The 12,409-nt window shown below is 64.5% G+C and carries 8 protein-coding genes; 3 read left to right on the forward strand and 5 right to left on the reverse strand.

What is annotated here, in order from left to right; all coding sequences use genetic code 11:
- Positions 1–4: 4 nt before the first annotated feature.
- From JET17_RS13655 to JET17_RS13670, 4 genes are all read right to left on the reverse strand, one after another.
- On the reverse strand, positions 5–1,720 hold the full coding sequence (locus tag JET17_RS13655; RefSeq protein ID WP_012314539.1) for a prenyltransferase/squalene oxidase repeat-containing protein: 1,716 nt from the start codon (positions 1,718–1,720) through the stop codon (positions 5–7).
- Positions 1,717–3,033 carry a phenylacetate--CoA ligase family protein gene (locus tag JET17_RS13660; protein ID WP_012314540.1) on the reverse strand — a complete coding sequence of 439 codons (1,317 nt, stop codon included), beginning with the start codon at positions 3,031–3,033 and terminating at the stop codon, positions 1,717–1,719. The genes JET17_RS13655 and JET17_RS13660 overlap by 4 nt, the downstream gene beginning before the upstream one ends.
- A gap of 362 nt (positions 3,034–3,395) precedes the next feature.
- Positions 3,396–4,535 (reverse strand): glycerate kinase, encoded by a 1,140-nt coding sequence (locus JET17_RS13665; protein ID WP_012314541.1) that lies wholly within the window; start codon positions 4,533–4,535, stop codon positions 3,396–3,398.
- Positions 4,536–4,647: 112 nt separating this feature from the next.
- Entirely contained in the window at positions 4,648–5,745 is a 1,098-nt protein-coding gene (locus JET17_RS13670) for a sugar diacid recognition domain-containing protein (protein WP_012314542.1), read from the reverse strand.
- A 163-nt stretch (positions 5,746–5,908) separates the two neighbouring features.
- Here JET17_RS13670 and JET17_RS13675 point away from each other — a divergent pair, with 163 nt between their 5' ends.
- The 3 genes from JET17_RS13675 to JET17_RS13685 all read left to right on the forward strand — a co-directional run bounded on the left by JET17_RS13675 (position 5,909) and on the right by JET17_RS13685 (position 10,889).
- Positions 5,909–7,237, forward strand: coding sequence for an MFS transporter (locus tag JET17_RS13675; RefSeq protein WP_012314543.1), 1,329 nt, complete (start codon positions 5,909–5,911; stop codon positions 7,235–7,237).
- A gap of 125 nt (positions 7,238–7,362) precedes the next feature.
- On the forward strand, positions 7,363–8,883 hold the full coding sequence (locus JET17_RS13680) for an apoptosis inducing factor family protein (RefSeq protein WP_012314544.1): 1,521 nt from the start codon (positions 7,363–7,365) through the stop codon (positions 8,881–8,883).
- 92 nt (positions 8,884–8,975) lie between these two features.
- A complete protein-coding gene (locus JET17_RS13685; protein ID WP_012314545.1) occupies positions 8,976–10,889 on the forward strand; it encodes a sigma-54-dependent Fis family transcriptional regulator in 1,914 nt (637 codons plus the stop codon).
- 79 nt (positions 10,890–10,968) lie between these two features.
- On the opposite strand, the gene aldA is transcribed toward JET17_RS13685, so the two are convergent.
- Complete coding sequence (aldA, locus tag JET17_RS13690) at positions 10,969–12,402, reverse strand: aldehyde dehydrogenase (RefSeq protein ID WP_012314546.1); 1,434 nt, start codon at positions 12,400–12,402, stop codon at positions 10,969–10,971.
- Positions 12,403–12,409 lie beyond the last annotated feature (7 nt).

The raw sequence follows: 12,409 nt of genomic DNA on the forward strand, positions 1-12,409 counted from the left end.
CTCCTTACGACAACTGCAAGCTGGGCAGCTGCTTACGCTGGCCTTGGGCAAAGGCGTCGAGCAGGCGGCCCAGGCAGGTGGACAACGCATCAACCCCTTGCAAGAACAAGGGTGACCAGGCATGGCCGGCAGCGCCGCGCACCTTGTCGAGGAAAAAGCGCAGGTGGGCAAGGTCCACAGGCAGGCCCAGGTCGGCAGCCAGTGCCACGGCCTGGTAGGTGCTGAGCAGGTCGGGAATGCGCTGCCCCTGGTTGGCGAAGCCGCCCTGGCGCACTTTGTGCGCGGCCAGTAACCGGGCGGCAGCCTCAGTGACGTCGTTGCCGATATGGGCCAGGCAGCCCAGGGCCTGCAACCCCGCGCGCAGTGACACTTCGCCACGGGGGAACGTTGCGTAGCCATGAGCTTGCTGGCAGCTGGCGACGTAGCGTTCGATGGCCGCCAAGTCCACGCCGCAGTCATCGCCCAATTGCCGCAAGATCGACACGGCTGATGCGGTGGACACCATGTCAGAGCCGCGCCCCTCCCAGAAACCGAAGCCGCCGTCAGGGTTCTGCAGCGAGGCCAGCCATCGGCCGATCGCCTGGCGGGGCCCTGCCTGGCCATCGAAAGCGCCCGCTGCAAGGCCCCAATTGGTGCAACGCACCTCGGCACCACGGCCGGGCATGTACATGATCCCAGGCTCGTTGGGCATTTGGCAGCCTTCGATCCAGCGCAGGGCCGCACCACGCTGCTGCGGCGCCAGGCATTCGCCCAGCACCGCGGCCGCAGTAGTCAGCACGTCGGCGGCGGTATCTGCCCGGCGATAGGAATAGCCGCCTTGGGGCATCGATAACGTGGCGATGAACGCAGCCACGCCGTCGGCCAGATGCGCCACCGGCTCTCCCAGTGCCTTGAGCGAACCCACTGCGCAGAATGCCGCCCAGACGTCCTCACCGTCATAACCGGCCCAGCGCACGAAGGCACCGGTCGGACCGCGCAAGGCATCGATCCATTCAGCGCAGCGCTGACGGCCCAGCGGTTGCGCCTGCAATGCAGCAAGGCTGGCCGTGGCGCGATAGGTCGCCCACAGGCACGGCACAGCCGCCGCTTCGCTGAACCGGAAACCACCGCAATCCATCTGCTGTGCCTGTAGCCAGCCGATCAGGCGTGGCAGGTTCCAGTGCGGCGCCGGCAAGCCCTGGCGAGCCAGCGCCCGCGCAGCCATCACGCCGTAGAAACAGGCACGGGTGTCGGCCAGGTTGCGTCGGGCGAAATCAGCCGACCAGCTCAGGCCACCATTGGCACACTGCAACCCCTCGAGCCAGGCATACAACGGCCCGGTATCCCGCACCTGGCCCTGGCACACTTCGATCAAGGTGCGCAGCGCATAGTGGCTGGCCCACACGTCCGCCGTCTGGCCCTGGCACATGGCATAAGCGTCGCCATCGAACAGCGTAGCGATCCAGGCCGCTGTTTCGTCGCACTGTTGAACGCCAACGCCCAGGTCGTGCAGGGTTTCGGTGCAATAAAACGTGGCCCAGGCATCGGAGGGCATCCCCTTGCTCCAGGCAAAGCCGCCATCGCGGTTGCGCCGAGACAGGATGTAGGCCTGTAATACCGGTACATCAACCTGCTCAAGGCGCTCAACCCAGGCCAGGCTGCGTATGGCCGCATAGGTGCACCACAGATCCGGTTGGCCGTTGCTCAGGCCCTGCCCCAGGGGGAAGCGTGGCGGCGTCATTGCTGGCCACCGATAAAGCGCAGATTGGTTTTCTTCCAGCTCTTTTGCGAACCGCCGCTCTTGTTCAGCGCCGACAGGTTGTTGACGAACAGCACGCGGCTCCAGCGCAGCCCCATGTGCTGCTCGGAGCGCTCCAGCAAATGCGCTTGCAGGCGTGCTTCCTGGCTGCTGTCCCAGACAACGTCACGCTCGAGGATCAGCGCGGCGCTGTCAGTCTGGCGGTCCACTTCGATGACATAACCTGTGGCATCGCAACTGCCGTATACCACCTCCTCGACCGCGCGGATCTCAAGGCCTACGCCAGCCACGCGGATGCTGTCGCTGTCACGCCCGTTGATCAGCAGGGTCGGGCTGACGCAGCCTGGCTCCCAAGGCGAGGTGATGGTCACGCTGTCACCGGTGTCCAGCCGCAACAGCGGGCGTGCATACAGGTTGAGCGGTGTAACCACGAGGCGGCCCGTAAGGCCCTCGGCCGGGGTGACCAGCTTGCCGTCGGGCAACAGCAGCTCAAAATAATTGGTAGCCGTGGCCAGGCGCATCTGCAGGTCTTGGCCCACTGCGGCCAGGGTGCCTGTTTCGGTACTGCCGTAGCTGGCATCGAAAACATCACATTTCCACCAGCGCGCCAGGCGGTCACGCAACGGCTGGGTGTTGACCTCGCCAAGCAGCATGATCGAGCGCACCGACTTGGCGAAGGCGTGCAGCAATTCGCGCTGTTTCAGGTAGCGGGTCAACTGCACCAGCACCCCGGGGGCAATGAACAGGACCGTAGGCCGATACGTGTCGAAGGTCTTGCACACCCGCTCCCAGTCGGTAATACCGGTGGTGAAGGGATAGAGGCGCACGTGGGAAACGTCCAGGTACTCGCAGACGTTGGCGATCAGGTCGCCCACCGGCACGATGTCCGATGGCATCAGGTTGGCTACCCGCGAACCCGGGCGCAGCACTGCCCGCCAATGGCTTGCGACACTGACGGCATTCCAGATGATGTCTTCTTTCAAACGCGGGGTCGGGGTCGGCTCGCCAGTCGTGCCGGTGGTGGCGTAATACTTGGCCGCCTCGCCGAGTTCTACAGTGCAGAACTCAAGCGGTTGGCCTTTGAGCAATGCCTTGGCGGTTGCGGGCAACTGCTGGAAGGCCGTGAAACTGTAGGGACCTATGTTTGCGTAATGGGCGCTGTGTTGTGCTCGCGTCCAAACTGCTTGCAACTTGCGTTCATAAAATGCGGCGCTGGGGACATGCCCCGCCTGCAGTTGAAGCTCGCGTTCCGCGGCCTGCAGTACGCCATAATCCTGGTCGCTATGAACTAACATCGACTCGCCCTCTCGAATAAACAGCGCAGAGAATTGGCGAGCGTCCGGCTCAAGTAAAATACTTATTTGAAACCGCCGGTGATAGCTACGAGGTATTATTCAACAACTTCTACGGGTAAATACTGATTAACAAGTGCGTATTTTCCGACCGCAACTCACTCATCGCGCCGTGAATCCGGCCTCATATCAGACAAAGATATTTTTGGTATTTCCCAGATGGTGTCCGGCTTGCGCACTATCGCCACGCAGCTCAGCAGGTTGTCGGGGAGGTGAGGTATTGGGGCATGCCACGGTTTATTTCAGTAACTTTGAGATCGAGCGCCGCACCCGCGGCGCGGCGCCATGGTCTTGCCGCAGATGCTTTAGCGCCCCTGGGCGCAACGCCATACCCGCGCAATATCACTGGCCCGGGCCTGCAACAAGTGCGCCGCATCGGCGCAGGCCTGCTCCAGGGTCGTCGGCCCGCTGGCAAGGGCGAATGCCGCATCGATGCCATGCGCGTACAGTTGCTGATAGCCTTCACCCAAGGTACCCGCCAGCACCACCACCGGCACCCCATGGCGCTTGGCGACCCGCGCCACGCCCATCGGCGTCTTGCCCCTCAGGGTCTGGGCATCGAAGCGGCCCTCACCAGTAATCACAAGGTCGGCACCTTTCACCAACGCATCGAGGCCGGCCAACTCCGCCACCACTTCCACGCCCGGTCGGAACCGCGCCTCCATGAAGGCCTTGGCGGCAAAGCCCATGCCGCCGGCAGCGCCACACCCTGGCAGTTCTCTCACGTCTTGGCCCAGCACCTGCGCACAATGGTCGGCAAAGTGGCCCAGCGCTTTGTCCAGGGCCTGGACCTGCGCGGGGCTGGCACCTTTTTGTGGCCCGAAGATCGCCGAAGCACCATTGGGCCCACACAGGGGATTGTCGACGTCGGCCGCCACTTCGAACCGGACCTGCGCCAGGCGAGGGTCCAGGCCGCTGACATCGATGCGTGCCAGCCCGGCCAGGGCCAAGCCGCCCTCTTCCAGCGGCTGGCCATCGGTGTCCAGCAAACGCAGGCCTAGGGCACGCAGCATGCCGCTGCCGCCATCGTTGGTAGCACTGCCGCCGATTGCCAGAACAATGCGCTGTGCCCCTGCGCTGAGCGCGGCGTTGATCAGCTCGCCAGTGCCCCAGGTGCTGCTGCGGCAGGCATCACGCTGCGCACTCGGCACCAGCTGGATACCACTGGCCTGGGCCATCTCGATGATCGCCGTACGGCTGTCGGCCAGCCAGCCCCAACCGGCCTGCACCGGCTGGCTCAGTGGCCCGCGAACGGTCTGCCGGCGCAGCTCGCCGTGGCTGGCAGCGACAATCGCCTCCATGGTGCCTTCGCCGCCATCGGCCATGGGGCACTCGAGCAGCTCAGCGCTAGGCAGCGCCTCGGCCAGGCCGGCGGCGATGGCACGGGCGACACCGGCAGCATCAAGGCTGTCTTTGAACGAGTCGGGGGCGATGACGATCTTCATGGGGATTCTCCTGTCCAGATGGCCGCATGCTGACAGTTGTCTGGCGTCGGGGCCTCGGTCGGATGCACAAACCGGCCGACGGGTTGTTTGGGCAAATGCCTTTTTGCCCAGGTCAATCCGCGGGCAAAAGCTGCAACCCCAGGTACAGGCTCAACATGCCTTCCAGGCGCAATGGGTCGACCTCGCCCAGCTCGGCAATACGTTCCAGGCGATAGCGCAGGCTGTTGCGGTGAATCCCCAGGGCATCGGCGCAGGCCTGGCTCTGGCCATCATGCGCGCACCAGGCACGCAGGGTGGCGAGCAACTGCCCGCTGGCATCCTTGGCCCGAACGCGGTGCAGCGGCTCAAGCAGCTCATCCAGCGCATCCTCATTACGGTGGCGCCACAACAAGGCCGGCAGACGGTAACGTGCAAGGCTCAACAGCTGCTCGCCCGGCAACACTTCGCGGCCATAGGCGAGCAGGTCACGCACCCGCCGGTAACCGCGGCGCAACTGCTCAAGGCTCTGCGCCGGGCTGCCCAGCGCCAGGCGCTGGATCTGCCAGCCGCTGCGCTGCACGCGCTCGAACAGGCGCTCATCGTCCAGCACCACCCCGGCCGGGCGGCACCACAGCAAGGAATCGCGCGCCGGACTCACGCACCAACTGTCCGGGTAACGGCTCATCAACCAGGCAGCCAAGGCCTCGGCCGCCGGGCCGGCACGCAGTTCAAACAAACACGGCACCCGTGGCAACTGCGGTTTCAGGCCCAGTTGCTGCGCTTCGTCCAGCAGCCGCGGCGAGTCGCCCGTACCACCGAGCAGCAACGCCAGCAGGTCATCACAACGCTGGCGCCGCCATTGCTGTTCAACCTGCAAGTGGCGCTGGGCCAGAAGCATTTCGGCGGTCATGCGCACCAGCTCGCCGTAGGTGCGCAGTTGCTGCGGGTCACCCGTCAGCCCCAGCACCCCGATCAGCCGCCCATCGAGCATCAGCGGCAGGTTGACCCCCGGCTGCACGCCTTTGAGGCACTTGGCGGCGTCTGCATCCAGCGCGACGATCCGGCCATTGGCCAATACCAGCTGCGCACCTTCGTGACGGGTGTTGATGCGCTCCGGCTCGCCACTGCCCAGGATCAGCCCCTGGCTGTCCATGACATTGACATTGCACGGCAGAATGGCCATTGCCCGATCAACAATATCCTGCGCCAGGTCATGGTCCAGTTCGAACATTCGGTGATCCTTGAGGGTGTTAGGCTTTGTTCGCGAGCACAGCGTCTTGCCCAGTTGGCTGTGCAAAAGCACAAAGACAGCTGCGTCGCACTGCCCGAGACTCATCAGGGCGAGCGCCGGCACAGGCGACGCGGCGACAACCATAACAATAGAGAACCCGATCATGGCATACAGCCCTGCCCCTGACCAAGGCACAGACATCACCCGCAACGCGCTTTACCGGCGTATCACCCTGCGGCTGATTCCGTTCATTTTCATCTGCTACCTGTTCAACTACCTGGACCGCGTCAATGTCGGCTTCGCCAAGCTGCAGATGCTCGACGCGCTCAAATTCAGCGAAACCGTCTACGGCCTGGGTGCCGGGATCTTCTTCATCGGCTATGTGCTCTGCGGCCTGCCGAGCAACCTGGCGCTCAACCGCTTCGGCCCGCGGCGCTGGATTGCGGCGATGATGATCGTCTGGGGCAGTCTCTCGACCTGCCTGCTGTTCGTCACCACCCCTACCGAGTTCTACACCCTGCGCTTGCTGACCGGCGCTGCCGAAGCCGGCTTCTTCCCAGGGGTGGTGCTGTACCTCTCGCGCTGGTTCCCGGCGGACCGCCGTGGCCGCATCATGGCCTTGTTCATGTCGGCGATCCCGGTATCGGGCCTGCTCGGCGGGCCGTTCTCCGGCTGGATCCTCGAACACTTCGCCGCTGGCCAGCATGGTTTGGCCGGTTGGCAGTGGATGTTCCTGATCCAGGGCCTGCCAACCGTGGCACTGGGTATCCTGGCCATCGGCATGCTCAGCGATGGTTACCAGAAAGCCGCCTGGCTGAGCCCGGCAGAACGCCAGCTGATCGAGGCAGACTTGAAGGCAGACGCCGCCAGCAAACCCGTCGCCACTGGCGATGGCGTGTTCGCCGTGCTGACCAACCCATTGATCTGGACCTTCGGCTTCGTCTATTTCTGCATTCAGAGTGGTGTCTACGCGATCAACTTCTGGCTGCCGTCGATCATCAAGAACATGGGCTTCGACAACCCGCTGCTGATCGGCTGGCTCAGCGCCATTCCGTACCTGCTGGCTGGGGTGTTCATGATCCTCTGTGGCCGCTCGGCGGACCTGCGCAACGAACGTCGCTGGCACCTCGTGGTGCCGATGCTGATGGGCGCCGTCGGTTTGCTGATCGCGGTCAACTTTGCCGCCACCCCGGCCATCGCCATCCTGGGGCTGTCGATCGCCACTATGGGTGCCCTCACCGGCCTGCCGATGTTCTGGCCGATGCCCACCGCGCTGCTCAGCGCCAGTGCCGCAGTCGCGGGCCTGGCAATCATCAACTCGGTGGGGCAGATGGCCGGCTTCCTCAGCCCGTACCTGGTCGGCTTCATCAAGGACCAGACCGGTTCGACCGACGCTGCGCTGTATTCACTGGCGGCGCTGATCGTGGTGGGTAGCCTGGTGGCGCTGCGGGTGACGCGCGCCAGTGCGCTGGCGGCGGCCCGGGCGCATTGAGTGGGTGGGGCCGCCCTGCGGCCCCATGGCCGGGAAGTGACTCGGCGTCTCCGGTCGTCAGATCAACGCATCACCCTCCCGTCCCAGGCGTCAAATGATTCCGAAGGCCCCCTTTGGAGACTCCCATGACCCACCACGCCGTGGCCCGCCTCGATCAGCTGGACCCAAAACATCCCCTGCGTGTACAGGCCGGCAGCGAAGAAGTGATCCTGATTCGCAGCGCCGGGCAGGTCCGCGCCTATCAGGCCAATTGCCCGCACGCCGGAGCACCGCTGGAAGAAGGGGTGGTATGCAACGGCCTGCTGGTCTGCCCCTGGCACAAGGCCGCTTTCGCCGTGGACGAAGGCGTGGTCTGCGAGCCCCCGGCCCTGGCAGATCTGCGCCGCTACCGCGCTTGGGTCAAGGATGGCGAAGTCTGGGTCGATGACCAGCCTCTGCCGCACCCCGAGCCACCGCGTCACAGCGATGCGCGCTGCTTCGTCGTCATCGGCGCCGGTGCCGCAGGCTCGGCGGCGGTTGCCACGCTGCTGGCCCATGGGTTCGGCGGGCGCCTGGTGTGGCTCGACCAGGAGCGGCAACCGGCGTATGACCGTACTGCGCTGAGCAAATTCGTGATTGCCGGCGAAATGCCGCCTGATGAAGTGCCAGCGCTGCTTGAAGCTGACCAGTTGCGCACAGGCCAACTGGAACGGCGCTCGGGCAAGGTTCGCCTGCTGGATGCCAAAAAGCGCCAGATCACCCTCGCCGACGGCCAGCGTATCGATTATGACGCTGCCTTATTGGCCACTGGCGGCAAGCCGCAACGCCCTGACCTGCCCGGTGCAAGCCTGGCGGGCATCGTGACGCTGCGCTCACGCGAAGATGCGGCGCGCCTGCTCGATGCCGCCGAACCCGGCCAGCCCGTGGTGATCGTCGGTGACGGTTTCATCGGCCTGGAGGCCGCATCGGCATTGCGCACGTACGGCGCACAGGTCCACGTGGTCACCCGCCACGAGGTTCCGTTGCGCATGCAGTTGGGTGAGCGCATTGGCCGCTCCATTCGCGCGCTGCATGAGCGCAAGGGCGTGGTGTTCCATGGTCCGACCGAGGTAGAACGGTTTATCGGTGCGCAACACGTCGAAGCCGTACTGCTGAGCAATGGCGAGAAAATCGACACGTCACTGGTCTTGCTCGGCACCGGCGTCATGCCAGCCCCCGCCTTCGTTCAGGGCATGCAATTGGCCGAGGACCGCTCCATTGCAGTCGACGCCGAGCTGCAGGCCGCGGACCGGCTGTGGGCTGCCGGTGACATCGCGACCTTCCCCCTCAGCGGCCGCCCGGTGCGTATCGAGCACTGGCGCTTGGCCCAGCAACACGGTGTCATAGCTGCCGCCAACATGCTGGGCGAACAGCGCCGGTATGAAGACGTGCCGTTCTTCTGGACTTATCAGCATGGGCGCACGTATGAAGTACTGGGGCATGCGCGCGACTGGGACCGCATCGAGTTTGTCGGGGAGCCGGAGCAAGGCGATTTCATTGCCTTGCAATGTGCAGGTGAGCGGGTGGAGGCCGTGATCGCCAAAGGCTATTCGGATGCCATGGCACAGTTGTCGCAACGCATGAAGCGGTCACTGAGCCTGGCTCAGGCGCTTGAGTTGATCGGTTGAACGCATTCGCCCCCGCCACGCCGGCTGCCGATCAAGCAAAAATCAGCTATGGTTTTCCCCACCTCAAATAACAAGAATTTTGTGGAGCGCCCATGGCCGCGCACACCGCCTCACCCCAAGCCAGTGAGCTGGCCGCGTTCGTCGATTGCCATTTCGCCGAACGCGGCCTGATACCCGAACCTGTGATCGCCGAGTCTTGGTACCGCAGCATCAACCAGCATCACCTGGACCCTGAACTACGCCACGTCGACAACATCCTCAGCGCCACCGAAATCCGCCAGCACCAGGCCCAGCATGAGGCCTACCTGGCCATCGCCAGCCAGGGTGTCAGCGGCCTGGCGCGGCGCGTAGTGGATGCAGGTTTCGCCGTGCTGCTCAGCGACGCCGACGGCATTACCCTCGATGCCCGCTTGCCGGCCGACCCGCAGCGCTATACGCGCTCCGGCCTGATTGTCGGGGCGCGCTGGGACGAGTCGATAGCAGGCACCAATGGCATCGGCACCGCTCTGGCTTGCGGGCAGGCCCTGACCATACACCGGCAGGAGCACTTCCTGGCAGCCAACGCCCGCCTGAGCTGCTCGGTGTCGCCAATCTTCGATGCCCATAATCAACTGCTCGGTTGCCTGAATGCCACCTGCCTGTACAACGACGGTCCCAAGCAAGCACAACACCTGACCTTGCAACTGGTGACCCTATACGCCCGGCTGATCGAGAACAGCCATTTCCGCGAGCGCTACCGCGACCGCCTGACCCTGGCGCTGAAACCGCGTGACGAGTTCTCGGACCTGGCGGCCGAGCAGTTGCTGGCGCTGGATGAAGGTGGCCGGGTGATCGGAGCCAATCGGGCGGCCTTCCTTGCGCACACCGGCAAATTGCTGGGGGCGCCTGTCGAGCAACTGCTGCACGCCGATATCGACCAATTGCTCGACCTCACCCGTGGCGGCGCCCGAGGTACACAGCTGCGCGGCCAAGCTCAGCCGCTTTTGCTGGACGTCGGCCTGCGCGTCCCTGCCGGCTACCGCCTGCTGCGGGCTACACCGCCGATGCCCGCCCGGGCTGGCCACCCCGGCCTCGAACAACTGGCAGGCCAGGACGTGCAACTGCAACAGGACGTGCGTCGGCTGCGCAAGGTGCTGGACAAGGACATCGCCATCCTCCTCAACGGCGAAACCGGCACCGGCAAAGAAGCTTTCGCCCGCGCCCTGCACCAGGTCAGCCAGCGCCATGCCAAGCCGTTCGTGGCACTCAATTGCGCAGCGATACCCGAGTCATTGATCGAGAGCGAACTGTTCGGCTACCGCGCCGGTAGTTTCACGGGTGCCAGCCGCAAGGGCATGAAGGGCAAACTGGAGCAAGCCAATGGCGGCACGCTGTTTCTCGATGAAATCGGTGATATGCCTGCACACCTGCAAACGCGGCTGCTACGGGTGCTGGCTGAACGTGAACTGGTGCCACTGGGGGCAGAAACGCCAGTGCTGCTGGATATACAGGTGATATCGGCGACGCATCAGGACCTGCAGGCCATGATTGGCGAAAAGCGCTTTCGCGAAGACCTTTATTATCGCCTGTGCGGGATGCGCATGAGGTTACCGGCCCTGCGTGAGCGCAGCGACCGCCGCGAGCTGATCGATGCGCTGCTCTCTGGCTTGTCGGCCGGGTCGGGGTTGCGTTTGAGCGCCGAAGCGCATCGTTGCCTGCTGGGCCATGCGTGGCCGGGAAATGTGCGCCAACTGCTCAACGCCCTGCGCCAGGCGGTAGCGCTGGCCGAGGGCGGTGTGATCGAACTGGCCGACTTGCCCCGGGAGTTGCTGGACAGTGCAGCGCCTGCGCAGCCTGCAGCGCTCGAGCAGCAGGTGGAAGACCTTCAGATGCGGCATTTGCTGGAGGTCTTGAAGCGTGAGCGCTGGAACATGAGCGCTGCGGCGCAGGCGTTGGGCATTTCGCGCTCGACGCTTTACCGCAAGATGAAGCGCTACGGGATCGTGCAGCCGAACCTGTTGGGGTGACCGGCGATCACCGGCGAAGCCGGTGCCCTGCACCCCAGCGTCTGTATCGCAGACAAGACAGGTTCGCTGGGGTGTAGACTTACCCCTGGATGTACACCACCTGGGTGCGCGTGTACTCATACAGACCATGCTTGCCATCCGCCCCGCCGATACCGGACTTGCGCGCACCGGCGTGGAAGCCCTGCATGGCTTCGAAGTTCTCGCGGTTGATGTAGGTCTCGCCAAAGTCGATCTCGCGGCAAGCCTTGAGCGCTGCATTCAGGTCACGGGTATAGAGTGACGAGGTCAGCCCGTACTCGCTGTCATTGGCCAAGGCAATCGCCTCGTCCAGATCGTCGACCACTTGGATAGGCAGTACCGGTCCGAAGATCTCCTTGCGCATGATCTCCATGTCCGCCGTACAGCCGGCGAGCACGGTCGGCTGGTAATGGAACCCGGCGCCAAGGTCGGCGACCTGCCCCCCGGTCACCAACTTGGCACCCTGCCCTACGGCCGTGCGCACCATCTGCGCCACCTTGTCGAGGCCGGCCTGGTTGATCAGCGGCCCCATGTCCAGGTCGGCCTGGCGCGAGGGGTCGCCATAGCGGGTGGCCGCCATGGCCTGGCCTACCTTGTCGACGAAGGCGTCGGCCACCTTGCGCTCCACATACACCCGTTCGGCACAGTTGCAAACCTGGCCGGTGTTGATCACGCGCGAGGCAACGATGGCTTTAACTGCCAGGTCGAGGTCGGCATCAGCCAGCACGATCGCCGGGGCCTTGCCACCCAGTTCGAGGTTCAGCTTGGTGATGTTCGGGGCGGCGGCGGCCATGATCCGCGCGCCGGTCGCCACGCTGCCGGTGAAGCTCACCAGGTCGACACCGGCATGGCTCGACAGGCCGTGACCGACACTCGCCCCTTTGCCACCAACCACGTTGAACACGCCAGCGGGCAGGTCTGTCTCGGCCACCAACTGGGCAAACGCGTAGCAATTGATGGGCGTTTCCTCGCTGGGCTTGATCACGATGGTATTGCCAGTGAGCAGCGCCGGCGCCATCTTGCGTGCGATGAGGAAGAAAGGGAAATTCCACGGCAGAATCCCCGCCACCACGCCCAATGGCTTGCGCATCAGGAAGATGTGTTCGTGGGCACGGTCGCTGCTGAGTACCTCGCCCTCCAGGCGGCGCGCCCATTCGGCCATGTAGTCCAGGTAGTCGGCGGTAAAGCTGACCTCGACCTGGGCCAGCGCCGGCACCTTGCCGCCCTCCTGGGTAATGATCCGCGCCAGGCGCTCGGCATTGGCCCGTACCTTGCCGGCGATCTGGCGCAAGTAGCCTGCCCGCTCAAGGGCTGTCTTCGCCGCCCAGCCCTTTTGCGCCTTGCGTGCTGCTGCGATGGCGCGCTCCACCTGTTCAGCCGGTGTTTCTGGCACCCGGCCGAGCAGCTGGGCATTAGCCGGGTTGTAGACCTCGATCAGCGCCTCGCTGGGCACAAACGCGTTGTCGATGAAGTTCTGGTAGGTCGTGTCTGTCATGCTCGTG

The sequence above is a fragment of the Pseudomonas putida genome (assembly GCF_016406145.1).
Classification (GTDB): Bacteria; Pseudomonadota; Gammaproteobacteria; order Pseudomonadales; family Pseudomonadaceae; genus Aquipseudomonas; species Aquipseudomonas putida_E.

What these genes read in the sequence shown, in the direction of transcription:
- JET17_RS13655 (WP_012314539.1), bottom strand. Translation starts at nt 1,720, where the DNA reads ATGACGCCGCCACGCTTCCCCCTGGGGCAGGGCCTGAGCAACGGCCAA.
- JET17_RS13660 (WP_012314540.1), bottom strand. Translation starts at nt 3,033, where the DNA reads ATGTTAGTTCATAGCGACCAGGATTATGGCGTACTGCAGGCCGCGGAA.
- JET17_RS13665 (WP_012314541.1), bottom strand. Translation starts at nt 4,535, where the DNA reads ATGAAGATCGTCATCGCCCCCGACTCGTTCAAAGACAGCCTTGATGCT.
- JET17_RS13670 (WP_012314542.1), bottom strand. Translation starts at nt 5,745, where the DNA reads ATGTTCGAACTGGACCATGACCTGGCGCAGGATATTGTTGATCGGGCA.
- JET17_RS13675 (WP_012314543.1), top strand. Translation starts at nt 5,909, where the DNA reads ATGGCATACAGCCCTGCCCCTGACCAAGGCACAGACATCACCCGCAAC.
- JET17_RS13680 (WP_012314544.1), top strand. Translation starts at nt 7,363, where the DNA reads ATGACCCACCACGCCGTGGCCCGCCTCGATCAGCTGGACCCAAAACAT.
- JET17_RS13685 (WP_012314545.1), top strand. Translation starts at nt 8,976, where the DNA reads ATGGCCGCGCACACCGCCTCACCCCAAGCCAGTGAGCTGGCCGCGTTC.
- aldA (WP_012314546.1), bottom strand. Translation starts at nt 12,402, where the DNA reads ATGACAGACACGACCTACCAGAACTTCATCGACAACGCGTTTGTGCCC.